The sequence below is a fragment of the uncultured Caulobacter sp. genome (genome assembly GCF_937900395.1).
In the GTDB taxonomy this organism is placed as follows: Bacteria; Pseudomonadota; Alphaproteobacteria; order Caulobacterales; family Caulobacteraceae; genus Caulobacter.
In genome coordinates, this window is sequence record NZ_CALCDX010000014.1 from 1 (window position 1) to 24040 (window position 24040).

General features: G+C 67.2%; 20 protein-coding genes. 11 read left to right on the forward strand and 9 right to left on the reverse strand.

Going from position 1 to position 24040, the window contains the following annotated elements; translation table 11 throughout:
- The first annotated feature begins 176 nt into the window (after window positions 1–176).
- Window positions 177–1370: a benzoate/H(+) symporter BenE family transporter gene (locus tag Q0379_RS00925; protein WP_299003217.1), complete on the forward strand. Its 1194-nt coding sequence runs from the start codon at window positions 177–179 to the stop codon at window positions 1368–1370.
- A 1014-nt stretch (window positions 1371–2384) separates the two neighbouring features.
- Here the strand turns inward: Q0379_RS00925 and Q0379_RS00930 are convergent.
- The gene (locus tag Q0379_RS00930) at window positions 2385–3296 is read right to left on the reverse strand and encodes a hypothetical protein (RefSeq protein WP_299003220.1); all 912 of its coding nucleotides are present in this window, start codon (window positions 3294–3296) and stop codon (window positions 2385–2387) included.
- Between the two features lie 329 nt (window positions 3297–3625).
- On the opposite strand from Q0379_RS00930, the gene Q0379_RS00935 reads away from it, so the two are divergent.
- A complete protein-coding gene (locus Q0379_RS00935) occupies window positions 3626–4054 on the forward strand; it encodes a response regulator transcription factor (protein WP_299003222.1) in 429 nt (142 codons plus the stop codon).
- A 32-nt stretch (window positions 4055–4086) separates the two neighbouring features.
- Here Q0379_RS00935 and Q0379_RS00940 read toward each other — a convergent pair whose 3' ends face one another.
- Complete coding sequence (locus tag Q0379_RS00940) at window positions 4087–4809, reverse strand: response regulator (protein ID WP_299003225.1); 723 nt, start codon at window positions 4807–4809, stop codon at window positions 4087–4089.
- A gap of 73 nt (window positions 4810–4882) precedes the next feature.
- Window positions 4883–6499 (reverse strand): GMC family oxidoreductase N-terminal domain-containing protein, encoded by a 1617-nt coding sequence (locus Q0379_RS00945; RefSeq protein WP_299003227.1) that lies wholly within the window; start codon window positions 6497–6499, stop codon window positions 4883–4885.
- Window positions 6500–6625: 126 nt separating this feature from the next.
- Between Q0379_RS00945 and Q0379_RS00950 the strand changes: the two genes are divergently transcribed.
- The 3 genes from Q0379_RS00950 to Q0379_RS00960 all read left to right on the forward strand — a co-directional run bounded on the left by Q0379_RS00950 (window position 6626) and on the right by Q0379_RS00960 (window position 9962).
- Window positions 6626–7735: a GAF domain-containing protein gene (locus tag Q0379_RS00950; protein WP_299003229.1), complete on the forward strand. Its 1110-nt coding sequence runs from the start codon at window positions 6626–6628 to the stop codon at window positions 7733–7735.
- A gap of 134 nt (window positions 7736–7869) precedes the next feature.
- Window positions 7870–9129 carry a cytochrome P450 gene (locus Q0379_RS00955; RefSeq protein WP_299003232.1) on the forward strand — a complete coding sequence of 420 codons (1260 nt, stop codon included), beginning with the start codon at window positions 7870–7872 and terminating at the stop codon, window positions 9127–9129.
- Between the two features lie 155 nt (window positions 9130–9284).
- Window positions 9285–9962: an alpha/beta fold hydrolase gene (locus tag Q0379_RS00960; protein WP_299003346.1), complete on the forward strand. Its 678-nt coding sequence runs from the start codon at window positions 9285–9287 to the stop codon at window positions 9960–9962.
- A gap of 50 nt (window positions 9963–10012) precedes the next feature.
- Here the strand turns inward: Q0379_RS00960 and Q0379_RS00965 are convergent, their stop codons facing one another.
- The 6 genes from Q0379_RS00965 to Q0379_RS00990 form a co-directional block, all read right to left on the reverse strand.
- A complete protein-coding gene (locus Q0379_RS00965; protein WP_299003235.1) occupies window positions 10013–10789 on the reverse strand; it encodes an anti-sigma factor in 777 nt (258 codons plus the stop codon).
- Window positions 10786–11304: a sigma-70 family RNA polymerase sigma factor gene (locus Q0379_RS00970; protein WP_299003348.1), complete on the reverse strand. Its 519-nt coding sequence runs from the start codon at window positions 11302–11304 to the stop codon at window positions 10786–10788. Before Q0379_RS00970 ends, Q0379_RS00965 begins: the two co-directional genes overlap by 4 nt.
- Window positions 11305–11337: 33 nt before the next feature.
- Entirely contained in the window at window positions 11338–12783 is a 1446-nt protein-coding gene (locus Q0379_RS00975) for a YncE family protein (RefSeq protein ID WP_299003241.1), read from the reverse strand.
- Between the two features lies 1 nt (window position 12784).
- Window positions 12785–13150 carry a DUF305 domain-containing protein gene (locus Q0379_RS00980; RefSeq protein WP_299003245.1) on the reverse strand — a complete coding sequence of 122 codons (366 nt, stop codon included), beginning with the start codon at window positions 13148–13150 and terminating at the stop codon, window positions 12785–12787.
- Between the two features lie 576 nt (window positions 13151–13726).
- Complete coding sequence (locus tag Q0379_RS00985; RefSeq protein ID WP_299003246.1) at window positions 13727–14782, reverse strand: HAMP domain-containing sensor histidine kinase; 1056 nt, start codon at window positions 14780–14782, stop codon at window positions 13727–13729.
- Window positions 14779–15468: a response regulator gene (locus tag Q0379_RS00990; RefSeq protein WP_299003249.1), complete on the reverse strand. Its 690-nt coding sequence runs from the start codon at window positions 15466–15468 to the stop codon at window positions 14779–14781. Before Q0379_RS00990 ends, Q0379_RS00985 begins: the two co-directional genes overlap by 4 nt.
- 170 nt (window positions 15469–15638) lie before the next feature.
- On the opposite strand from Q0379_RS00990, the gene Q0379_RS00995 reads away from it, so the two are divergent.
- The 6 genes from Q0379_RS00995 to Q0379_RS01020 all read left to right on the forward strand — a co-directional run bounded on the left by Q0379_RS00995 (window position 15639) and on the right by Q0379_RS01020 (window position 23915).
- A complete protein-coding gene (locus tag Q0379_RS00995) occupies window positions 15639–16760 on the forward strand; it encodes an efflux RND transporter periplasmic adaptor subunit (protein WP_299003252.1) in 1122 nt (373 codons plus the stop codon).
- Window positions 16761–16764: 4 nt separating this feature from the next.
- Entirely contained in the window at window positions 16765–19881 is a 3117-nt protein-coding gene (locus tag Q0379_RS01000) for an efflux RND transporter permease subunit (protein ID WP_299003254.1), read from the forward strand.
- A gap of 3 nt (window positions 19882–19884) precedes the next feature.
- On the forward strand, window positions 19885–21261 hold the full coding sequence (locus Q0379_RS01005; RefSeq protein WP_299003257.1) for an efflux transporter outer membrane subunit: 1377 nt from the start codon (window positions 19885–19887) through the stop codon (window positions 21259–21261).
- Between the two features lie 99 nt (window positions 21262–21360).
- Complete coding sequence (locus Q0379_RS01010; RefSeq protein ID WP_299003259.1) at window positions 21361–21825, forward strand: sigma-70 family RNA polymerase sigma factor; 465 nt, start codon at window positions 21361–21363, stop codon at window positions 21823–21825.
- A gap of 102 nt (window positions 21826–21927) precedes the next feature.
- A complete protein-coding gene (locus tag Q0379_RS01015) occupies window positions 21928–22434 on the forward strand; it encodes a GNAT family N-acetyltransferase (protein WP_299003262.1) in 507 nt (168 codons plus the stop codon).
- Window positions 22435–22706: 272 nt separating this feature from the next.
- Window positions 22707–23915, forward strand: coding sequence for a TetR family transcriptional regulator (locus tag Q0379_RS01020; RefSeq protein WP_299003265.1), 1209 nt, complete (start codon window positions 22707–22709; stop codon window positions 23913–23915).
- Window positions 23916–24040 lie beyond the last annotated feature (125 nt).

A 24040-nucleotide genomic window follows, 5' to 3' on the forward strand; every position in this document is an offset into this window, starting at 1 on the left:
CCGAGGCCGTCGCCAATGTCATTGACAAGGCGGCGACGGCGGCCGGTGAAAAGACGAAGTAGCGCCAAGGTCTTCTCAAGACCCGTTAAGCCAGCCGCCGACGCATCCCCCGCGTCGGCGGCTTCCCCGATGGCGGCTGGAAGTCGCCGTCGCTCTCCTGCTATGCGGCAAGCTTCATGGCCTTCAAAACACCCCCCGTCACCGCTTGGTCCGCCGCCCTGATCGCCGCCCTCATCGGTTTTGGCGGCACGGTCGCGCTGGTCGTCCAAGCCATGAAGGTCATGGGCGCCAGCCCTGAACAGACAGGCTCAGCCGTCACCGCCCTCTGCCTGGGGATTGGTCTCGCCGGCGGCGCGCTGTCGGTCGGGCTGCGGATGCCCGTCGTGCTCGCCTGGTCGACGCCGGGCGCGGCCCTGCTGGCGGGGACCACCGCTCAGCTCTCATGGCCCGTCGCGATTGGCGTTTTCGTGATCTCGGCCGTGCTGGCGATCGTGCTCGGCTTGGTTCCGGCCCTGGGTCGACTGGCCGAGAGGATTCCGAACGCCGTCGCCTCCGCCATGCTGGCCGGCGTCCTGCTGCCGTTCTGCCTGACCCTGTTTCGCACCGCCACGGTGGACCCGGTTCTGGTCGGCGTGATCCTGGCGGTCTTCCTCGCGGCCCGGCAGCGCGCGCCGCTCTATGCCACGCTTCTGGCCCTGACGGCCGGGGTGGCGCTGACGCTGGCGCGCGGAGACCTCTCCTTGCCGTCCTCGGGCCACGTCCTGGGGATGCTGGCGCCGCAGGCGCCCCTCTTTCAGCCCGCGGCGATCGTCAGCCTCGCCCTGCCGCTCTTCCTGGTCACCTTGGTCTCTCAGAACCTGCCCGGCCTGGTGGTGTTGCGCACGGCCGGCTATCGCCCGCCGCCCCGCCCGCTGCTCGCCGGAGTTGGCCTGGCGTCCTTGCTGGCGGCGCCGTTTGGCGCTCATGGCGTGAATCTGGCGGCCATCACCGCGGCCATCTGCACCAATCCGGAAGCCCATCCCGACGCGACGCGGCGCTGGGTGGTCGGCGTGATCTACGCCGGCGTCTATCTGCTGCTGGCGCTGTTCTCGCCCTTCCTGGTCGGCGTCTTCCTGGCGTTGCCGCATGCCGTAATCGCGGCGCTGACGGGGCTGGCCCTGATCCCGGCCCTCCTGGGCGCGCTCGAGTCGATGTTGGCGTCGAACGCCGACCGCGACCCGGCCATCGTCACCTTCCTGGCCACCGCCTCTGGCGTGACCCTTCTGGGCGTCGGCTCGGCCTTCTGGGGCCTGACCGCGGGCTTCCTCGCCCTGGGCGCTCGCGCGCTCCTGAGCCGCCGCGCGCGGACAGATCGACCGGGGGCGACCTAGCCCCAAAGGGCGCTTCGGCTACGACTGAAACCGAAAAGCCCGAACCTGTCCTCTCGCCGTAGCCGGGGCGCGTCATCACGCGATCGATATCGTTCTTACGGATTCGATCATAAAGACCTTCGCGCCGCTTCTCCTCGTCGGCTTGATCTCGGCGTGCGCGCCGGCCTCCTCGCCCTCGGCGTCGATCGAGAAAGCCGCCCCCATCGGCATCGAGCTCGGCCGCTACCAGATCCGGATCAGCGGCGGCGGCGACTGCCGCGCGCCCAGCGACCCGCGGGCTGACGACGGCGCACGGCAATCTCTGCGGCTCGGCAGCCCCGCGATCGCGCTCCACGCCCCGTGGGGCGCGGCTTGCTCGGGCGATTTGCGACTGACGGCCGCCACGACCTCTGAAGACGCGCGCCCCGCGACGCCGGCGTCCGATGACGGAGCGCCAGGTCTGCTCTGGCTGATCAACCAGGCGAGCAGATTCCCGAAGCAGAGCACGCTCCGGCCCGATGTACGCGCCGTACGCTCAACCCGCCGGACTGCGCCCCAGAGCTTGGCGCCCGATGAAGGACGCTCGACGCCTGAAACCGGCATGGCCGCTGTCGCTCCGGTCGGTCGTTGAGCCGAAATGTCCGGATTGCTTCGCCGCGCCCTCATAAGCTTCGCCCTGGCCGCCGCGGCGATCGCATCGGTCTTGTCCACCCATGCCTAGAGACAGGATCGACACCGATAGCCCAACTATTACCGCTGAAACCGTCCTTTGATTGCGAAGCCGACCGGTAACAACGACAGTCGATCTCAAGAAAGCGCCGCGTTCTTCCGCCCTGCGAGCATCGGGATGGATAGGCCCAAGGCGCTCACCTCATTCGTCCCCTCCCCCCGACCCTCGGGACGACGACTTCGACGCGACGCCTCCAGCGCGCGTCCTTCCGGCCCAGACGGAAGATCGGCGCCCCCGACCTGCGTCGTGACCTCCAGCTTGAACCGGCCGAGTGGCGGCGGGCCTCGAAGCCCGCCGTCGATGTTTCAGCTCTTCTCCGGCGCCGCCGCGCTGGCCCGCGCCAGAACCGCTTCGGCCGCCTCGAGACGCAGTCGAACGGAGGGTGACTTGAGCGGCTCGATCGAGACGATTTCGGCGCCGCGCTCGTCCAGCACCTGGATCTTCAGCGGCGTCGCAAAACGACTGGAAAGCGCTCGCCAAGCCATGAGCTCGGCGAAGTCCTCGCCCGCCGACGCCGTGGAGTACAGCGACACGAAAGGCGTCTGCGCCAGCGATCGGTAGAGCGCCGGGCTTTGGGAGAGCGGAAGTTTGGGTGCACGTCGATAGACGGAGCGTGAGGCCGCACTGCCCGCATAGGGCTGCGCCAAGCTCCGATAATCAACCCATACCGCCTTGAAAGGCCCGCCGCCCGTGGTGACGTCCAGCGTGCGATCGACCACATGCGTGGCCTCGTGCAGCAGGATGTAGGTCAAGGCCGCCGTGTCCCCTGCCGAGACCCGAACGCTGTAACCCGACCCGTCGGGAAAAAAGAGCGCCGCCTCCTTCTGCGTGAGGAACTCCCACAGCGATTGTTCGAGCACCTCGGCGCGTATGGTGATGTCGAACATCGACTCCCCGTTGGGTCCCCCGGAAGCGCGCGTCAGGGCCGTGCCCAGGCTGGCCGGCGCGTCGACGAAACTGAGCCGGGCTAGGCGTTGCTCTAGGACGCGTCGGTAGAGTTCGGGAAGGTCGGCGATCGCGTCCTCGACCAAGGCCCATTCACGTTCGGTGAGGACATGGGCCTTGGTCTCCTTCGCACCCGCGTCCATGTAGGCCTTGATTGTCTCCTCGTGCGGCGGAACGATCCGCCCGCGAAGAACCGAGGCGGTCTGGTCGCTTCGCGTCATCATCCTCGCCGTGGCGGCGGTTTGGGCGAGACTATCGCCGGGCCAGGCCAACAACAGCAGGCCGCCCGCGAGGAACGCGCCAAATATCAGAGCTGGGCGCCACGAGACTTTCGGCATGCGCGGTCTTTTTCTCCATTAGGGGTCATCAACGGGCGAGGATGTCCGGCCAAGCGAGCCTGGCCAAGCCCCCATGGGCCGCCGTCGTGTTACGGCGGTAACGGCTTGGCGCTGTTACGCAATGGAGCCGACACGCGCGCCGCTCAGGATCGCCGCATGCCGTCAGCTCCCTTGAAAATCGAAGGCGATCCGACGCGCCGTCAGGCCGCGGAGGATCGCGACCGCTTGTTCGTTGGCCCCGTTATTCTGGCGGCCGGTTGGAAATGGGGGCTGACGACTATCTCGTCAGTCCGATCGACCTGCGTGAATTGATGGCGCGCATTCGAACCATTCTCCGGCGGCGAAGCCTCGCGCGACGCCTCATCGAGGGCGCCTTCACGCGCCTGCGCTTCGGCGCCTGGGACCTGGACGACGCCACGCGCCTTCTGCGCCAGGACGGGCAAGCGCCGGTTCGGCTGACGCGGAGGGAGTTCGACTTGCTCTCGGCGTTCCTGCGCGCCCCGCGAAAAGTCCTGTCGCGCGAGGATCTGCTACGCGTGACCGGCGCGCCCGGGGATCTCTTCGACCGGGCCATCGACACCCAGATTCGGCGGTTACGCGGCAAGTTGCGGAGCGGCCGGCAGGGCCGCGCGGTGATCGAGACAGTGCGCGGCGTGGGCTACGCGTTCCAGGCCGAAGTGGAGCCGGCCTGAACCAACGAATTCCCCGCCGAGACGGCGCGGCGTTAGACCGTTTCGACCGGCACGGTGAGGGCGTAACCTTCGCCGCGCTCGGTGCGGATGATGCGCTGACCATCGGGCCAGCCGGCCAATTTTCGGCGCAAGCGCAGGATCATCACGTCGATGCTGCGATCGGTGACTTCGTCGGGATGCACGCGACAGGCCGCCACCAATTGCTGACGACTGAGCACCTGACGGGGCGCCTTGAGCAGCGCCGCGAGCAGGTTGAACTCGGCGGCCGTCAGCTTGACCACCTCACCGGTCGGCGCGGTCAGACTGCGTCGTCGCATATCGGCTTCCCAGCCGACGAAGCGCCAGCGGACGCGTTGGCGCACGCGCGCCGATCGCGCCGGTCCCGCGCGCCGCAACACGGTGCGGATCCTGGCGAGCAGCTCGCGCGGGCTGACCGGCTTGCTCATGCAGTCATCGGCGCCCAGCTCCAGCGCCACGACCTTGTCCGGCGCCTCTCCCGGCGCGCCGGTGAGGCTGATCACGGGCGCCACGTCGCGATCGATGACGCCCCGCATCAAATCAAGCCCGTTCTCGGCGCCCAGCTCCAGGTCCAGGACGACAAGATCCACCGGCCGCGCGGCCAGGATCCGCTTCATGGCCGCGCCGTCCGGCGCCGTGCTGACCTGAAAGGCGTAGGCGCTCAGATAGCCTTGGAATTCGTCTCGGGTCCGCGGGTCATCGTCCACCACAAGGACGTGTCTTTGGGCGTGCTGCATGCATCCGGCTTTCTTGAAATTCAACGCATGGGACAGACGCGGCCACGACCTCAAAGGCGCGGCCGCGTCGCGGTCAGAGTCCGTGATCGGCGCGGATGTAACGAGAAGCCTTCTCACCAATGATCACACAGGGGGCCATGGTGTTGCCCGTCGCGACCTTGGGCATGATCGAGCCATCGGCGACCCGCAGCCCTTCGACGCCATAGACGCGCAGACTGGCGTCGACCACCGACATCGCGTCCCGCCCCATCTTGGCCGAGCAGGTCTGGTGCCAGTAGGTCACCGCCGCGTCCCGCACATATTGCTCCATATCCGCCTTGTTCAGCGGCCCCGGCAAGGCTTCGCGGGTGACCAAGGGGGCGAAGGCCTGGGTGTTGCCGAGGTCGCGGCAGAGCTCCACGCAAGCGAGCGCGGTCTTCAGGTCGTCCGGGTGGCTGAAGGTGTTCAGCTCGATCCGCGGGGCGATCGTCGGATCGGCCGAGGCCAGCCGCACCCGGCCGCGGCTCTTGGGATGAGCCAGGCCCGCGAACATGGTCCAGCCGTGCTCGGGAACGCCGCGCCCGGCCGTCTCGGGGCTCGGGACCGGGAACTCGACCTGGCAGAACAGCAAGTCCGGCTCGGTCAGAACCGCCTCCGACTTCCAGTAGAGCGTGGCTTCGCTGCCGCTGTTTCGCGGCGCGATGGGTTCCTTGTATTCCCAGATGCAGCCGAACGAGACGTGGTCCTGAAGGTTCGCGCCGACGCCAGGCAGGCTTTGCGCCACCTTGATGTCGTGGGCGCGCAGCTCGGCCTCTTCGCCGACGCCTGATCGCATCAGGACGGTCGGCGTCTGGATCGCGCCCAGGCACAGGATCACCTCGTGGGCCGCCCCGAAGCGATGGAGCGCGCCGTTGCGGACGGCCTCGACGCCAATGGCTCGGCCGCCTTGGATCATGACCCGGTTGACGAGGGTGTCGGTCAGCAGGGTCAGGTTGAGCCGGTCGAGATACGGATAGGTGAAGGCCCGGAAGATGGAATGACGCTTGCCGTCGCGGATCAGCACATCGCTGATCGCGCAGCCGCCCGGGCTCTCCATCATCTCGCCGTTCGGCGAGGCGTAGGTCGGTATGCCGAGCTCCTGGGCGGCGTCGACCATGGCGTGGGCGGCCGGGCCCGGGTCCGGCGCCGGCTGCACATAGACCGGCCCACCCGTCCCTCGCCGCAGGGGGTCGGGCGCGCCCTGCCAGTTCTCGAGCTCCCGATAGATGCCTAGCACGGCGTCGTAGCCCCAGGAGCTATCCCCGCTTTCCTCAGCGAAGTGGTCCCAGTCGCTGCGGTGGCCGCGCGCCCACACCATGACATTGATGCTGGAGCCGCCGCCGCAGACCTTGCCCATCGACATCGGCATGGCGCGTCCGTTCAGCTCGGGATCGGGCTCGGCCACGAAACCCCAATCAGTGTCGCCACCCAGGTTGGTCGGCCAGGCCGCGGGCTCCATCACGCTGGCGCGCTCGTCGCCGCCCCCCGCTTCGATGAGCAGCACCTGGACGGCGGGGTTCTCCGCCAATCGCCGGGCCAGCACCGAGCCGGCGCTGCCCGCGCCGCAGACGATGAAATCGTAGGTCGACTTCAGATTGACCGTCCGCTCGGCCTGGTTGGCCGCGACCCGGGCGGCGAAGTCGGGATGGTCGCTGGGGAGGTGGTCGATCACGGTCATACTCCAAACTCAGAATGAGGTATCAAATCTATCAATTTCATCAAATGCATCGAATTTTGACCTTGTCAAGGCAAGGCGGGGTAGGCATCTGTTCGCCGTGGCGCTAGGCCCGGAGACACGATGGACACGGCCGAGAAGGACATCCTGACCACCACGGACGTGGCGAAGATTCTGGGCGTGTCGGTGCGCACGGCGCAGTTGCTGATCGAAGGCGGATCGATCCCATCGTGGAAGACGCCGGGCGGTCATCGCCGCGTCTATCGGTCGGACGTGCTGGCGCTGGTGCCCGGCGAGGCCTTGGCTCTGCCGGTGTCGGCGCGGGTGATCGTCATCGCCGCTCCCGAAGCCCTGCCGGCGTTGACCGCGCAGCTGGCGCGAGCGCCCTCCTGCTTCGTCGACGCCTATCCCGAGCCGTTTTCCGCCCTGCTGAACATCGGCGGACGTTCGCCGGCCGCCGTGGTGATCGACGCGGGCTCCTTGCCGACGGCGGCCGAGCTGCTGCGAGCCCTGGCGTCTGATCCAGCGCTGTCGCAGACGGCGATCCTACTTCTCGGTCCCAAGGCCCAGACCGCAGCCTTCGCCGAAGCGGCCGGCGGTCGGGTCGGCTTCGTTGAGGACCTGAACACCCTGGCCGAGGCCGCCGAGACGGCGGTGCGGGGGCCGACGCCGCCTCCAGCCGCCCCCGAGGACAGCTCAAACGTCCCGCTGCCCGCCAACGAATCCCAGCGCCTGCTGGCGCTCGAGCGTTCGGGCCTCGTGGACACCCCGCCCGAGGACGCGTTTGACAGGCTGACCTGGCTGGCGGCCCAGACGCTGGGCATGCCGATCTCGCTGATCACCCTGCTGACCCCGACCCGCCAGTGGTTCAAGTCGCGTCACGGCCTGGACATGGCCGACACGCCGCGCAGCTGGGCGTTCTGCAACCATACCATCCTGGAACGGCGCTGCATGGTGTCGGAGGACCTGTCGGCCGACCCGCGCTTCGCGGACAATCCCGCCGTCGCCGACACGCCGCACTTTCGGTTCTACGCCGGCTGCCCGATCGTCGATCCCGACGGCTTCACACTGGGCTCGCTCTGTGTGATCGACACCAAACCGCGCACGCTGGACGCCACCCAACAAGCGATCCTCACCAATCTGGCGTCCCTGGTGTCGGATGAGATCAAGCTGCGCGTCACCGACGGGCGGCTGAGACGCGCCATAGACGTCCTGGAGCGCAAGTCGCGCTAGTCCGCGCGCGCCACGTTACAACGGTCATCGATTAGCACCTTCGCTGCAACGCGGAGGTGATATCCGATCAGCAGGGTCGATCGATCGGTCGGAGCCATTGAAGGGCTTATCGGCCGTTCGCCGAGGACCTCACGATGACCGCTTTCCCTCAACGTCCCGATCATGCTGCCCAGGATGGCTATTCGACGGGCCAGCCGCCCTTCGTCCCCTCCTCAGCGCTGGAGAGTGATCCGCACGCCGTCTTTCGATACTGGCGGGTCAGGACGCCGGTCATTCAGCGCGAGGACGGCGCTTGCCTTGTACTGCGCGCCGCCGATGTCGAGGCCTTGCTGACCGATGGCCGGACGCGGCAGATCGATGGCGGACTCTACAGCCGCATCCGCGGCGTCCCCCCAGGACCGCTACATGACCTGCTCGTCGAGTCTCTGCTGATGTCGGAGGGCGATGCGCACCGGCGGCGCCGTGCGCCGATGTCCCGCGTCCTGGCGTTCCGCGCCGTGGAAGCCTTGCGCGACACCGTTCGCTCGGCGGCCGAAAGCCTGATCGACGACGTTGAGACCAAGCGCGGGACCGAAGACGAGATCGATCTGATGACCGCGTTCTGCGCGCCCTTGCCACCGTTGGTGATGAGCCGGCTGCTGGGCGCGCCGTCAGGCGACGCCCAAGCGTTCGCGCGCTGGGTCTATCAGGCCTCCCCAGCCTTCGCGCCTTCCCTGCCCGGCGAGGACATGGGGGAAATGGTCGAGGGCGCCACACGGCTCACGGCCTATGTCGAACAGGCCTTGGCCGAGGCCATGGCGGGCGAAGGCCCGCGCTCGGAGCTGATGAACAACATGGTCGCGGCCGTCGGCGCCGAAGCGCTCACTCAGGCCGAGGCCGTCGCCCAGCTTGTGACCCTGATCATCGGCGCCAGCGACACAACGCGAACCGCGATGGCGATCCAGGTTGGGCTGGTGTTGGCGACCGGCCAAGCCTGGCGGCGGCTCGGCGACGACCTAGACCTGGCCCGCGCGACCGTCGCCGAGGCGCTGCGGGTGCAACCGGCCGTTGGCTCCATTCCGCGTTACGCGATGGAGGAGATCGTGCTGGACGGGGCGACCATCCCCGCTGGACGGCTCGTATCGCTTTCGACACTGTCGGCGATGCGCGATCCCGCCCGGTTCTCCAATCCCGACGCCTTCATCATCGACCGGACGGACCATCCGCGATGGCCGCTGGCGTTTGGCGGCGGAGCGCATCGTTGCATCGGCGAGGCGCTCGCGCGCCTGGAACTTGAGGAGGGCCTGATGGCGCTCAGCCGTCGCTTGCCCAGCCTGCGCCTGGCGGGGCCGCCGCCGAAGATCGAAGGCTATGCAGGCATCCGCCGCATCGACGGCCTGCGGGTGGCGCTGTGATCCGGCGGCGGTTTCTCCTAAACACGGCTGGCGGCCTGTTGGCGCTAAGGACTCTGGCCGGATGCGCGACGGCGCCAAGCGAGGCGAGCGCCGAGGGCTACTTCGAGCGGGATGGCGCCAGGCTCTGGTACGACGTCGTCGGAAAAGGCCCGCCGGTGATCCTTCTTCACGGAGGCCTATCGAGCCACAGGGTCTGGGACGGCCAAATCCCCGCCTTGATCCAGGCCGGCTACCAGGTGATCCTGTTCGATAGCCGGGGACATGGCCGCAGCTCCCTGGGCTCAGCGCCGCTGACCTATGAACGGATGGCTGGGGATGTCGGCGCCTTGATCGCGCGCCTGCGCCTGAAGCAGCCCGCGATCGTCGGCTGGAGCGACGGCGCGATTATCGCGCTCGTGCTGGCTATGGACCCTGCGGCCGGTCTCGGACCGATCTACGCCTTCGGCGCGAATATGAACCAGGCAGGCGTGCGTCCGAACGCCGGAGACGCTCCGATCTTGAAGCAGGTCGGGCCGCGGCTCGCGGCTGACTACGCCGAGCTCTCGCCAGCCCCAGATTTCTCCGCGCTCGCCCGGGCGGTGAGGACAATGCAAAGCTCAAGGCTCAACTTTGACGCAGGCCAGGTCTCCCGCATCCGGGCGACGGCCGTCAGGATCGCGGCTGGTGATCATGACGAGTTCATTCTTCCAGCGCATGCGGCCTGGATCGCAAACGCCATTCCTGGCGCTGAACTCGAAATTCTGACCGGGTGCGGGCATTTTGCGCCCTGGCATGCGCCAGCGACCTTCAACCGCTCCGTCCTCTCCTTCCTGAACGCGCACGGACGCTCCTGATCCGGGGCAATGACCCGACCGCGTCAGTACGTTCGGCGATGGTCGTCGAGCTAGAAGCCGCCCTTGACCTGACGCCGGACCTCGTCTGCTAGAGGATAGAGCGCGTTTGGCGAGCGTGGTGCGACCAGGCTATAGCCAAGGCCGTCGGTCGCCCAGGAGACGCCGTTGAGATCCTCATCCTCGCGCTCGACCATGGCGGCGTTCTTCTCCCGCTCCATGGGCCGCACCATCACCGCCAGACGCAAGCCGTTGGCGTCGTCGTAGATGAACATGGCAGCCGGCCCATGCGGCGTAGTCACCAGCCGCCCGCCGATAAAGTGGTAGCCCGCCCCGCTAAGGTCCGGCACCGCGACGGGGCTGCGCAGGCGATTGGACACCCACCGCACCAGGTCCGCCTTCTGCGCTGAATCCATCTCTACAGGGCGGTGAACGTCCGACGCATAGACCCGATAGTTGTCGGCCGCTTCGCGCGACAAGGCGCCGACCCCATTAGGCGGCGGCGCGAAAACACCCCTGGCCGTCCATCCAGCTAACCCTCCGACCACCAAGACGGCCGCCGCTGCGATCGCGGGGCGCCAGTGGGCTTGGCGTATGCGACGAGCCTCGATCAAGGCGCGCAAGCCTAGCTCTGGCGGTATCGGCTCCTCGGCAATCCCAGCCAGAGCGTCGCGCAAGACGGCGCGATCGGCGACATAGCTTCCGATACGCTTGGCTTCGTCAGGGTGCGCGGCGAGATAGGCTTCCACCTCCTGACGACGCGTCGAGGACAGAGCCTCGTCGACATAGGCGTGAAGGTCGTCTTCGCTGATGGGGCGCGGGGCGCTCATTTGATCCTCCGCAGATGCGGCGTTCGGACTTGGGCGGCCGAACCATTGGCCATGATCTGGGCGAGGCGCTCGCGACCACGCGAGAGCCGCGACATCACCGTGCCGATCGGCACGCCGAGCACCTTTGCGGCCTGAGCGTACGAAAGGTCCTCGACACCGACTAACAGGAGAACAGAGCGGTAGTCGGGCGGCAGCGCCGCCAGGGACTTGAGGATATCGCTTTGGTCCACACCGTCGTGCTGGGTGGGGCGCTCGGCCAAGTCTGCCTCGCCGAGATCATCTAGGGACATCTCTCGCCCGCGACGGCCCAGACGGCGCCAACGGCTGATCGCCAGATTGTGCAAGATCGAGAAGAGCCAACTTCGGGCGTCGCTCGCCCCCCTGCGCTGTCCCCAGCGCGCTATCGCCCGTTCCAGACAATCTTGCACGAGGTCATCGGCTTCGGCGGCGTCCCGCACGAGCGAGCGCGCGTAGCGTCGCAGGTTTGGGATCGACGGTTCAATCAGGCGGATCATGTCGTCCACGACGAATCTCCGGGGCGCGCGCCCCTAGCGGGCCTGAACCTGAACGGGCTGGCCAAGTTGCATGGCTGTTCCCGGCGCGATCACCAGATAGCGCCTTTCCGTCGCGCTTTGCGCTTGCACCACCTGCCGGATAGGCCCGATCGCATTGACGATCGCCGCGCCGGCCGGGTTTGTCATGAAGCTTGCCAAAGGCTCGAGTTGACCAGAGCCGTCAGCCTGTCGCGCCAAGGCCAAGACATAGGCTTGTTTGGGCGTGAGGCCGGTGACCGACGCCTGCAGCACCTGGAGGAGCCCTTGGTCGAAAAGGCTCACGCTGGTGGGTTCTTGGCCGCGCCCACCGATGGGCGCCAACGCGAGATGCGTGCTCGCGCCGCCATGGCCGAGCAGCTGGAGGTTTTGCGTTCCGGGGCCTTCCGGGACCGCGTTGGGAACGTAGGTCAACGCCTGCGGAGCCTGGCCGATCGGCACGTTGGCGACAACGCTGTTGGTCGCCGTATCGATCACAGCAAGCGCGTCCGCGTTTTCCAACCCGACATAGATCCGCGCGCCATCCCCCGAAGGCCACAGACCGTGCGGCAGCTTGCCGACAGGTATGGTCGCCACCTTGGAGAAGTCGTCGGTTCGAAACACCTGCACCTCGTTCTTCCCCCCGACGGTGACATAGGCGAACTGGCCCCTGTCGGTGCGCGCGAAGTTCACGTGGTTGGTGATTGGACCGATATCCAAGGTCTTTAGCACGTTGAACGGCGGGCGCGCCTCGAAGGCGACCACCTTGCCGATGTCCTTCAGCGTGAACCACACTTGGGCGCCATCGGGCGTCGCGGCGATATTGGGACAGAAGGGGCTGGGTTGCTTGACGCGTCCGACGATCTCACGCGTGGCGACATCGATGACCACGGTCTCGGGATTGAACGACGAGCAGACATAGCCGTAGCGCCCATCCGGCGAGAAGATCGCCATCCCGGGGCCGGCGGGCGTGACGATCCGCGCGGTTTCGGCATAGGTTTGGGCGTCGATCACCGAGATGTAGTTCTCGCCTCGCACCGTCACCCAGACTTCCTTGCCGTCCGGCGTGAAAAACGCCTCGTGGGGCGAGCGTCCGATATAGGTGGTGTGCTTGACGGTATTGGTGGCCGTATCGATGAACGAGACCGCGTTCGAGCCGATCGACACGACCGCTAGTGTCTTATGGTCGGGCGAGGCGCCCAGGCCGTGGACGAGCAATTGCCCCCTATAGAGCGGACTTAGATTGCCCGGTGCCGGATCGCCCAGCTTGATGAAGCCTAGCAGGCGATTATCAACAGGATCTGTCACCGAGACGGTGTTGGAGAACTGCTCGGCGGCATAGACGCGATCGCGATGCGAGATGGCGGTATCCGGGTCGCGGGCCTTTCTCGGCGCCTGGTCGGCGTTTGCGGGCATGGCGGCCAAGAGCGTCAGAGCCGAACTCAGAAGCAGGGCGATCTTCATCTCAGCGCTCCTCATGATGGGAGGACGTCGGGCCGTGCGGGATCGGCGTCGTCGGCGAGGCGCTTGGCGGCGGCGGGGGCTGGCCGATGGCCAGGCGCATAGCTGCGATCTCTTGCTGCTGGGCGACAATGATCTCCTGGGCAAGCCGGCGAAGTTGCTCGTTCTTGCCATAGCGCAGCTCGGCGACGGCCATGTCGATGCCGCCCTGATGGTGAGGGATCATCATGTTCACGAAGTCGCGGTCCACGTCACCCGATGGCTTGATGTCCATGCCCGCCATCATCTTGCTCATGGCCGCGTCGTTGGCGCTCATGAACGCCATGTGTGGTGTGCTGGCGGCCAGCGGGGTCGCCGTCAGCGCCGCCACAAGGGCCAACGCTCTCCCTCCCGACCGCTTCGAGTTCTTTTGACGCAAGGACATGGGAGGTCTCCGGACGGCGAGACGATCAAGCGCCTCGATCGTGAGACGCTCGCCAGACGCCGTTTATTCCCGAGACATCGCCGACGCTGAAAAAATCTAGAGCACGGAATAGTCCGTCGAGCGTGGGCGGCTAACGGCTCAGGTCGATACCCACATTGGTAGCAGCCTCATGCCAAGACCCGACATCGTTGGAACTTCGGTTGGCTTATGCCTAGTCGCCGCAGCTGCTGCCGCCGCCGCCGACCAGGCCCCCGCACCGCTGTTCGGGACCAGCCAGACCGACCGTCCACTTGGACGAGCGCCTTAGCGCCTCAGGCTCAGCTCTCCTGACGGCATTGCGCCAGGTCGAGGCAACGCGGGGATGACGGTGGTGGGGCCGGCGGCTCTCAATCGGAAAGCGGACCTTCCGAACGTCGCCGATGACTCAATAGCTCCCCTTGGCCCCTTTCAGGAACGCGACGTCAATTGACCTCGCCCCACCTACAGTAGATCCGGGCGACCGTATGAATTGGCGGGATGCAGCTAGCAGTTCTTGGGCAGCGTAATCGTGAAAGCTGAGCGCCCATCGCGGCGCTCGTAGCTCACGTGCCCCCCATGGGCCTCGGCGATGCCGCGTACTACGGCAAGGCCGAGGCCCGTTCCGGCTTTCAGGTCGACGTCGTCTCCGCGTCGGAACGGCTCGAAAGCGCGTGCGGTGAGGCTCTCCGGCATCCCCGGTCCCGCGTCGATGACACTGATCGCGACGTCGGCGTCCGAGAGGCGCGTGGCGATTTCAAGGACGCAGGGTTCGGCGTACTTCAGCGCGTTGTCGACGAGGGCCAGCACCGCTTGTCGCAGGCGGACGGGATCGGCGATGCAGCGACCGCTCGTGAGGGTCATGCGCAGGCCAAAGCCCGCCTTGTCGAGGTCGCGTTCGACGAGGCGGGCAAGTCCCTCGATCTCGGAGGCCAGATCGATTTCGACAGGCCGCAGCTGCAGGCGGCCGCTGTCGAGCAGGCTGACGACCCGCAGGTCCTCGACAAGCCGCGCCAAGGCGTCGGCCTGGTGGTGAAGCGATTGCAGGAGCACGGGGTCAGGCTGAAAGACGCCCTCGGCGAGCCCCTGAAGCCGCCCCTTGAGGATCGTGACTGGAGTCCGCAATTCGTGGGCGATCAGGCTGTTCCAGGTGACGATGTCATCGACGGCCTTCTCAAGCCGATCGGCCATGGCGTTGAAGTCGGCGATCATCTGGCTGGCCTCGGTGGGCGCCGGAGCGGTCAAGCTCGCCCGAGCCGACAGGTCTCCGCCAGCGATCTGACGTGCGGCCTCCGCCAAAGTTTCAAGCGGCTCGACCATGCGTCTGGCCACCCGGGTCGCCACCATGCTCGCGGCGATACTGCCTAGCACGATGCAGACGGAGTACATCGCCCATTCCACCGGAGCCGGCAGGATGGCGTCTTCCGCCGACACCAGCTTGGGAGCGAACTGAAATAGAAGCCCGTAAGCGAAGGCAATGAAGATCAAACTGAGGATCAGGGTCGCCAGGGTGATGCCGACGACCGCCAGGTTGAGGCGCTGGGAAAGGCTCTGCGCTTTCATTGGTCCCCCAGGAGGCGATAGCCCAAGCCCCGGACGTTGGAGAGCATGCCCGGCGCGCCGGCGGCCTCGAGTTTCTTGCGCAGCTTGCTGAGGTGGCTATCGACGGTCCGCTCCAGCGCGTCGCCGCCCGACAGGCAGGCGTCCAGCAGCTCGGCGCGCGTGTAGAGGCGCATCGGAGCCTGAGCCATGTGAAGCAATAGGCGGAACTCGGTCAGGGTCAGGGTCAGCCGGCGCGCGCCATCCGGCGTGTTCACCATCGCGGTGTGATTGACGGGATCGACATCGAGCGGCCCGGCGCGCGCCACCGAGGCCGCGTCCCGGCCCGAGGCGCGGCGCAGCACGGCCTTAGCGCGGGCGGCGACCTCCAGGGGGTTGAAGGGCTTGACGACATAATCGTCCGCCCCGATCCGCAGCGCCTGCAGCTTGTCGAGATCCTGGTCCAGAGCCGTCAGCATGATCACGGGCGTCGCCCCGCGCCGACGCAGCTGCGCCAAGACCTCCCAGCCGTCCAGCTTGGGCAGTCCGACGTCGAGCAGGACGATGTCGGGGCGCAGCGCCTGATGCAGCTCGACCGCCGTCTGGCCATCGCGCGCCGTGACGGTCCTAAATCCCTCGCGCTCCAGATAGCCGACGAGGATCTCCGCGATCTCGCGCTCGTCTTCAACGATCAGAACCAGGGCGTTCACGGGATCTCCTATGCGGGCCGCGGGCGGATCGTTGGAGCACTAATCACCCTTCTCCGGGCAGCGCTAGCGCCCTCCACCAAGTCGCAACATTGCCTCCACGATCACGCAACCGGCCTCGGGCATAGGCTCGCGGCGCCTTCGAGGGCGCGCCTCGGGAGCCTGTCTCTTTCATGGACCGCCGTCACCTGCGCATTGCCACCGCCCTCTTGCTGAGCGCATCGACCCTGGCCGCTTGCGGTCAGGCCGAGGTCGGCGCGTCGCCCTCCCCCATCGAAGTCGCCGTGGCGACCGCGCAAGTCGCGACCATCACTCCGATGGATGATCTGCCGGGCCGGGTGGTCGCTTTCCGGACCGCGGAGATCCGTCCGCAGGTGTCCGGCGTCGTGACCCGGCGGCTCTTTGACCAGGGAGGCGAGGTCTCGGCCGGCCAGCCGCTGTTCCAGATCGATCCCACGCCCTATCAGGCGGAGGCCGCAGGCGCTCAAGCCGCGCTTTCGCGCGCGATCGCGGTCGCCGACCGCGCCAGGGCCCAGGTCTCGCGCCTAGCGCCGCTGGTCGAGGCCGACGCCATCAGCCGCCAGAGCTATGACGACGCGGTTTCGGCCAAGGCCCAGGCCGAGGCTGACCTCGCCGAAGCGCGTGCGACCCTGCGCCGCCGCGGCGTCGAGCTCAGCTTCGCGACCGTGACGGCCCCGATCTCCGGGCGGATCGGCGAGGCGCAGGTCACGGAGGGCGCTTTGGTCACCGCTGGCGGCGCTGGCCCCATGGCGACCGTCCAGCAGATCGACCGGGTCTATATCGATGTCCGCCAGCCATCGGCGCGTCTGGAAGCGCTCCGCGCCATGGCGGGCGGCGGCGCGGGCCGCGAGGTCGAGATCCTGTCGCCCTCCGGCGCGCCCTACCCACGCAAGGGGAAGATTCTGTTCTCCGGCGTGACGGTCGATCCCGCCACCGGCGACGCGATCGCGCGCGTCCAGATCGACAATCCCGATCGCGCGCTCCTGCCAGGCATGTTCGTCCGCGCCCGTCTGCCGCGCGCGCCGATCCAGGGAGCGGTCCTGGCGCCTCAGCAGGCGGTGCTCAGAGACAGCGGCGGCAAGCCGATCGTCAGCCTGGTGAACGCCAGGGGCCTCGTCGAGACGCGCGCCGTCGACGTCGGCGATGTCGTGAATGGCCACTACGTGGTGACGCGAGGCCTGAAGCCTGGCGAGCGCGTCATCGTCGAGGGACAGGACCGCGTCGCCGCTGGCGCTCCCGTCAAGGCCGTCCCGTTCCAGATGGGGGCGCGCTAGTCCCATGCCGAAGTTCTTCATCGAGCGGCCGATCTTCGCCTGGGTTATAGCGATCGCGATCGTCCTGGCCGGCCTGATGGCGATCCCTCGCCTGCCCGTGGCGCGCTACCCGGTCGTGGCGCCGCCGACCGTCAGCATCTACGCCAGCTATCCGGGGGCCACGCCCCAGGCCATGAACGACTCGGTCGTCGGCCTAATCGAGCGCGAGCTCTCCAGCGTCAAGAACCTGCTCTACTTCGAGTCGTCGACCGATACGTCGGGCTCGGCCTCGATCACGGCCACCTTTAAGCCGGGCACGAACCCGGAGTTGGCCCAGGTCGACGTCCAGAACCGCCTGAAGACGATCGAGCCGCGCCTGCCCCAGACCGTGCGCCAGACCGGCGTCAGCGTCGAAAGCGCCGCCTCCAACTTCCTGATGATGGTCAGCCTGCGCAGCATCGACGGGCGCGACGACGAGGTCGCGCTCAGCGACTACATGGTCCGCAACATCGCCGATGAGCTGAAGCGCGTGCCGGGCGTCGGCCGGGTGCAGATGTTCGGCTCCGAGCGCGCCATGCGGATCTGGGTCGACCCCAATAAGCTGACCGGCTTCAATCTCGCGCTAAGCGACGTCACGGCGGCGATCGCGGCCCAGAACCAGCAACTCGCGCCCGGCGCGCTGGGCGGCGAACCGACGGTCAAAGACCAGCGCGTGACCATCCCGCTGACCGCCGACGGCCAATTGCAGACCGTCGAGCAGTTCAAGGCCATCGTGCTGCGCGCCAATACCTCAGGCTCGCGCGTCACCTTGGGCGACGTCGCACGCATTGAGCTGAACTCGGCGAACTTCAACTTCGCCACCCGTGAGAACGGCCAGCCGGCCACAGCCCTGGGCGTTCAGCTTTCCCCCGGCGGCAACGCGGTGCGAACCGCGGCGGCGATCCAGGCCCGGCTGGACGAGCTGCAGAAAGTCGCGCCGCCTGGCATGAAATTGGCCATCCCCTTCAACACCGCGCCTTTCGTCCGGATCTCGATCGAGAAGGTCGTCCAGACCCTGGTCGAGGCCATGGCGCTGGTGTTCCTGGTGATGTTCCTGTTCCTGCAGAAGGTCCGCTACACCCTCATCCCGGCCATCGTCGCGCCGATCGCCCTCTTGGGGACGTTCACGGTGATGCTGGCGGCGGGCTTTTCGATCAACGTGCTGACCATGTTTGGCATGGTGCTGGCGATCGGCATCATTGTCGACGACGCCATCGTCGTGGTCGAGGCGGTCGAGCGGATCATGGCGACCGAAGGCCTCTCGCCCAAGGACGCCACCCGCAAAGCGATGTCGGAGATTACCAGCGCGATCATCGGCATCACCGCCGTGCTGGCGGCGGTGTTCATCCCGATGGCCCTGGCGGACGGTTCGGTCGGCGCGATCTATCGCCAGTTCACCCTGTCGATGGCCGTCTCGATCTTGTTCTCGGCCTTCCTGGCCCTGTCGCTGACCCCGGCCCTCTGCGCGACCTTGCTCAAGCCGATCGAAGGCCATGCGCCGAAGAAAGGCTTCTTTGCCTGGTTCGACCAGCGCTTCGATCGGATGACCCAGAGCTACGAGCGCGTGCTGGGCAAGGTCTTGCGCCGGGGCGGGCGCGCGATGGCTGCGTTCGGGGTCGTCGCCGCCGTCACGGCGGGCGCCTTCCTGGTCCTGCCGTCGGCCTTCCTTCCCGAGGAAGACCAAGGCTACTTCATGACCTCGTTCCAACTGCCGGCCGACGCCACGGCGCAACGCACCAGCGAAGCCGTCGCGCGCTTCGAGCACTACGCCCGCACGCGCCCGGCCATCGAGACGACCCAGGCCGTCACCGGCTTCAGCTTCTCGGGCCAAGGCCCCAACGCCGCGCTCGTCTTCACGATGCTGAAGGACTGGAAGAAGCGCGAGGGCGCCACTAGCGCCGGCGAAGTCCAGGCCGCGACCGAAGCCATGAAGGCCCAACGCGAAGGCGAGATCATGTCGGTGATGCCGCCGTCGATCGACGAACTCGGCAACTCGTCGGGCTTTACCCTGGCGCTGCAGGACCACGCCAACCGTGGCCCCGAGGCCCTCATCAAGGCCCAGACGCGCCTGCTCGAGCTCGCGGCTCAGAGCAAGCTGGTGACCGGCGTCTATCCCGACGGCCTGCCGCCGGGCTCGACGGTGCGGCTCGATATCGACCGCCAAAGGGCCCAGGCCCTGGGCGTCTCCTTCGCGGCGATCGGCGACACCCTGTCCACCGCCCTGGGTTCCAGCTACGTCAACGATTTCGTCAACGCCGGCCGTCTGCAGCAGGTGATCGTCCAGGCCGACGCGCCGTTCCGGATGCAGCTCGGCGACGTGCTGAAACTCTACGTCCGCAACGAGTCCGGCGGGATGGTGGCGCTGTCAGAAGTGGTGACGCCGGTCTGGACGAAGGCGCCGGCGCAGATGACGCGCTTCAACGGCTATCCGTCGGTTCGCTTGACCGGATCGGCCGCGCCCGGCGTCTCGAGCGGTCAGGCGATGGCCGAAATGGAGCGGCTGGCCGCCCAGCTTCCCGGGAGCTACGCGGTCGCGTGGACCGGTCAGTCGCTGCAGGAGAAGCTGGCGGGCGCCCAGGCCCCCGCCCTGCTCGCCCTATCGATGCTGGTCGTCTTCCTGGTCCTGGCGGCGCTTTATGAAAGCTGGTCGATCCCCCTGTCGGTGATGCTGGCGATCCCGCTGGGCCTGATCGGCGCCCTGGCCGCGGTGCTTTTGCGCGGCCTGCCCAACGACGTCTTCTTCAAGGTCGGGCTGATCACCATCATCGGCCTCTCGGCCAAGAACGCCATCCTGATCGTCGAGTTCGCCAAGGCCAGCCGCGCTCAGGGCATGGGGCTGACAGAAGCGGCCATCCATGCGGCCAAGCTTCGCCTGCGTCCGATCCTGATGACCAGCCTGGCCTTCGCCCTGGGCGTCGTCCCCCTGGTTCTCGCCTCGGGCGCCAGCGCCGAAACCCAACACGCCATCGGCACCGGCGTGTTCGGCGGGATGATTACCGGCACCTTGCTGACGATCGTCCTGGTTCCCGTCTTCTTCGTCGTGATCGTCGGCGCGGCCGAGCGCCTGACCTCCCGACACAAAGCCGCTTCGGCGGAGGGCTGATCCATGCGTGCTCTGATCCTTTGCAGCGCGGCGCTGCTTGGCGCCTGCTCCGTCACGCCTCGCCTGGAACTCCCTGCGGCGCCGGTCGCCGCGGTCTATCCCGTGATCGAAGGCGGCGTGGCGACGGACATGCCTGCGGCAAGATCATTGGCCTGGAGGCGGATCTATGGCGATCCGAGGCTTCAGGCTCTGATCAGTAAAGCCCTCGACCACAACCGGGACCTCCGCGCCGCCCTGCTGAACGTCGAGGCCGCCCGCGCCGAACGCGGCATCGCGCGCGGCGCCCTGGGCCCGAGCCTCGACGCCAATCTGTCCAGGACCCAAGAGCGCTCACCGTCTCAGGGCCGGTCGGACGCCTATGCGGGCAATCTTGGATTGACGGCCTTCGAGCTGGACTTGTTTGGACGCCTCCGGGCCCAGTCCAGCGCCGCCTCCGAGCGCTATCTGGCCAGCGAGACGGGCGCGCACGCCGCGCGGATTACACTCATCTCGGCCGTCGCGACGGCCTATCTCGACGAGCGCCTGGCCGAGGAGCAGTTGACGCTGACCGAAGCCACTCTAGCGGACTGGCGCGCATCGCTCGACATCGCCCAGCGGCTCAAGTCGGCCTCGCAAGCCAGCGGCCTCGACGTCGCCCAGGCCGAGGGCCTCGTACGCCAAGCAGAAGCCGATCGAGAGGCCGGTCGCCGCGCCGTCGCCCGCGCCCGCAATGCCCTTGAGCTCGTGCTCGGCGCCACGGAGCCGGGTTCGCTGCCGCCGCCCATTCGCCTGGCCGATCAGCCACTTCCGACCCAGCTGGAGCCCGGCCTCCCCGCCGAACTACTGGTCCGCCGACCAGATATCGCCCAGGCCGAGCACATGCTGCGCGCCGCCAACGCCGACGTCGGTGCCGCGCGTGCGGCCCTGCTGCCCAGGATCTCGCTGACCGGAGCGCTCGGCGGCGCCAGCGCTGATCTCGGCGCGCTGCTCGATCCTGCAAGCCGCGCCTGGTCGTTCGCCCCCCAGATCACCCAGTCGATCTTCAGGAGCGGACAACTGCGGGGCGCCATCGCCTTGAGCGAGGTGCGCAAATCGCTCGCCGTGACCGCCTATGAAAAGCAGATCCAAGTCGCTTTCCGGGAAGTGGCCGACGGTCTCGCGGCCCAGGCCACCTACGCCAATCAGGTCAATGTCCAAGAAGGCGTGGCCGAGGCCGCCGCTCGGCGTCTGCGCCTTTCGAGGCTGCGCTATCGCGCCGGTCTGGACGGCCGGCTTGAGCTGCTCGACGCGCAGCGCGCCGACTACGCGGCGCGCCAGGCGCTGCTGTCGCTGAGACACGACCAGCTCACGGCCATGGTCGCGCTCTACGCCGCGCTCGGCGGCGGCCTTGAGCCGGCCTAGCGATCCCGGAGCCACCGAACTCGAGGCCTCGTGAAAGAAGCTCCACACACGCCGAGAACGCACGCACTGATCCTCGCCTACTTCGCACGGCGGGAGGACATGCGTCGCTTTTTCTCTATCCGTACTCGCGCGAGCGTGGACGTTGAGGACTTGATGCAGGATCTCTTCCTGAAGGTTCAGCGGGTGGATAGCGACACCATCGAGAACCCGTCCGCCTATCTTTATCGATTGGCCTCCAACCTACTGCTGGACCGGCTTCGTGCTCGACGCCGTTCCGAGGCCCGCGACGCTGTTTGGCGGAGCGTAAGCCACACGACCGTGGACGGAGCCGACATCGCGGATTCGCCGGACGCCGAGGCCGCGGCGGACGCTCGCCTACGGCTTGAGCGATTGACCCAGGCGCTCGCGGAGTTGCCCCCTAGAACGCAGCAAGTCTTCTGGCTGCACAAGTTCGATGGCCTCACCCATGCTCAGACGGCCGAGCGGCTCGGAATTTCACGAAGCGCGGTCGAGAAACACATGACGCGTACACTCCAGCATCTGCTCGTGAAAGTCGGGCGATAACATCACGATGACGACGTTGCTTCAGGCGCCTCGCCATGGCTCGCGGAGGGGCAAACTCGACTTGGATTTCGTCGCGCCGACGGGACCGAGGCTGTCCACCCGATGGTGAGACTAAAGGCGCTCGAGCCCGCCGGGAGATCGCGCTTCAAAGCCGATCTTCAAGAGGCGTTCACCACCGCCGCGGGGGAACAGCTTGGCCGCGCCCAGGAGCCTATTCCGTCCGATCACGATATCGAACGATCGCTCGATGCGCCGGGCGCTGTCGCCTATGACATCCTCGTCGCTGGCGTGGTCGTCGGCGGCGCCATTGTCACGGTCGACGTTCGCAACGGCCGCAACAGCCTCGACTTCTTGTTTATCAAGACGGGCCAGCATGGACAGGGCTTCGGCCAGCAGGCCTGGCGAGCGATAGAACGCCAGCACTCTGAAGCCAGAATTTGGGAAACCCACACACCCTATTTCGAGAAGCGCAATATTCATTTCTATGTCAATCGCTGCGGCTTCAAGATCGTGGAGTACTATATCGATGGCCGCTCCGATCATGACGACAAACACGGCGTGAACAGCTCCGAGGACGAGGGCATGTTCAGGATGGAAAAGAGGGTCTAAAGCTCCATCGCCGACGCGGCCGGGGCCCCGTTTCAAACGCGGCTTGATCCCGGGGGGCGATTATGTCCAACAAGCGCCAGGAGCAGAACTTGGCGAGCTCCAGATTCCGGACCTTCAACGGACGGTCAGGTCTGGTAGTCTGAGTGTTAGGGACACCTCTTCAACCAAGTGTACGCATCGCGATTGTTCGGTGCGGCCGCTCGCATAAAATACCGTCGAGCAAGAGTGGATCCTTCTCGAGGTTCGCAGGCGCGCTCGCGCTATAGGAAGTCATGACCTCAAGACCACCCGACGCCGTTCCCGCCGCTGAGCCCCAGGTAGATCGCCTGATCGAGGCGGCTCGACGAGAGCTCGCCCAGGGCGGCTTGCGCGCGATGAGCTTCCGTCGCCTGGGCGACGCCGTGGGCGCTACGTCCGGCGCCCTGGCTTATCATCTCGGCGCCAAGGCCGATATCCTGAGCGAGGTCGTCGCACGCGAGCGGCTTCGCGATCGCCGCTGGCACGACGAATGGCTGGCGCGCCTGGATGGTCTCGAGCGACTGGAGCGTCAGGCCGTGGCCGCCATCCTGGAGCAATATCTCGACGCCCTGGTCCAGGCCGAGGGGCGCCTGACGCAGTTGATCTGGATGGACCTGGTGCTAAGGGCGCCGCGCGACGCTGAGGTCGCGACCCTGGTGGCGCCGTGGCTGGCCGAGCGCAGGGCGTTCTGGACGCGGCTGTTCGAGGAGCGGATCGAGGACGCCGCCATATGGGCCGGTCTGGCCGCCGCCTATGTTACGGATGAAGGATTCAACGGCCTGGTCGTGGGCGACGATCCGGACTACCGCCTGCTGCGCCGGATGACGATCGACCGGCTGGCCAGCCGACTGGAACGCGACGGCCTCGGGCGCGAGCCGCTGTTCTCGCGACTGGTGCGGCGAATGGACGGGCGCCTTGGCCTGCCAGCGGGCGATCTCCCGGCGGACGCCATGGGGCCAGGCCCAAAGCGCGACGCCGCCCTCGCCGCCTGTCATGTGCTGGTCGACGGCGGCGCCGAAGCGCTCACCCATCGGGCGGTCGCCGAGCGCGCCGGCTTATCGCGTTCGGCCGTGGGCTATTATTTCCGAACCGCGGCGGACCTGTTCAAGGCGGCGATCAGCGGGGTCTATCTGATCGCCGACGGGCGCGGTGATCCGCCTCCGCCGCCGCCTGGCGTTGATCCGATCCTGTGGCGCGGCCAAGCCGTAGCGCGCGGGGAGCTGGCCGTGGTCCTGGCCGCCGCGCGGAATCCGGCGCTGTCTCCGTATGTCATCGATCAGCGCCGCTGGCGTGGCGTCAACTATGTCCGCCTCTTAAGATCCAGGGGCTATCCCGGTCTCGACGCCCTCGACGGCCAGACCGCTTCGATGATCGCCACCGGACAGACAATCCTATCCGGCGTGGACGGCGACGACCGCCGCGACCGGCTGGTGAGCTGGCTGATCGCGCGCCACAAGAACTAGACAACCGTTCAATCCCGCGCGCGACGATCGAGGCATTTTGCGGCTTAGATTAGGACAACTGTTATGTTGACGTCATAATCATCTGCGATTAAGCGCCCATTCAATGGCTTTTAGGGGGCGGTCGC

Excerpts from the sequence above, each read along its gene's own strand:
- Q0379_RS00925 (WP_299003217.1), top strand. The coding sequence starts at position 177 with ATGGCCTTCAAAACACCCCCCGTCACCGCTTGGTCCGCCGCCCTGATC.
- Q0379_RS00935 (WP_299003222.1), top strand. The coding sequence starts at position 3,626 with ATGGGGGCTGACGACTATCTCGTCAGTCCGATCGACCTGCGTGAATTG.
- Q0379_RS00940 (WP_299003225.1), bottom strand. The coding sequence starts at position 4,809 with ATGCAGCACGCCCAAAGACACGTCCTTGTGGTGGACGATGACCCGCGG.
- Q0379_RS00950 (WP_299003229.1), top strand. The coding sequence starts at position 6,626 with ATGGACACGGCCGAGAAGGACATCCTGACCACCACGGACGTGGCGAAG.
- Q0379_RS00955 (WP_299003232.1), top strand. The coding sequence starts at position 7,870 with ATGACCGCTTTCCCTCAACGTCCCGATCATGCTGCCCAGGATGGCTAT.
- Q0379_RS00965 (WP_299003235.1), bottom strand. The coding sequence starts at position 10,789 with ATGAGCGCCCCGCGCCCCATCAGCGAAGACGACCTTCACGCCTATGTC.
- Q0379_RS00970 (WP_299003348.1), bottom strand. The coding sequence starts at position 11,304 with ATGATCCGCCTGATTGAACCGTCGATCCCAAACCTGCGACGCTACGCG.
- Q0379_RS00975 (WP_299003241.1), bottom strand. The coding sequence starts at position 12,783 with ATGAAGATCGCCCTGCTTCTGAGTTCGGCTCTGACGCTCTTGGCCGCC.
- Q0379_RS00985 (WP_299003246.1), bottom strand. The coding sequence starts at position 14,782 with ATGAAAGCGCAGAGCCTTTCCCAGCGCCTCAACCTGGCGGTCGTCGGC.
- Q0379_RS00995 (WP_299003252.1), top strand. The coding sequence starts at position 15,639 with ATGGACCGCCGTCACCTGCGCATTGCCACCGCCCTCTTGCTGAGCGCA.
- Q0379_RS01000 (WP_299003254.1), top strand. The coding sequence starts at position 16,765 with ATGCCGAAGTTCTTCATCGAGCGGCCGATCTTCGCCTGGGTTATAGCG.
- Q0379_RS01005 (WP_299003257.1), top strand. The coding sequence starts at position 19,885 with ATGCGTGCTCTGATCCTTTGCAGCGCGGCGCTGCTTGGCGCCTGCTCC.
- Q0379_RS01010 (WP_299003259.1), top strand. The coding sequence starts at position 21,361 with ATGCGTCGCTTTTTCTCTATCCGTACTCGCGCGAGCGTGGACGTTGAG.
- Q0379_RS01015 (WP_299003262.1), top strand. The coding sequence starts at position 21,928 with ATGGTGAGACTAAAGGCGCTCGAGCCCGCCGGGAGATCGCGCTTCAAA.
- Q0379_RS01020 (WP_299003265.1), top strand. The coding sequence starts at position 22,707 with ATGACCTCAAGACCACCCGACGCCGTTCCCGCCGCTGAGCCCCAGGTA.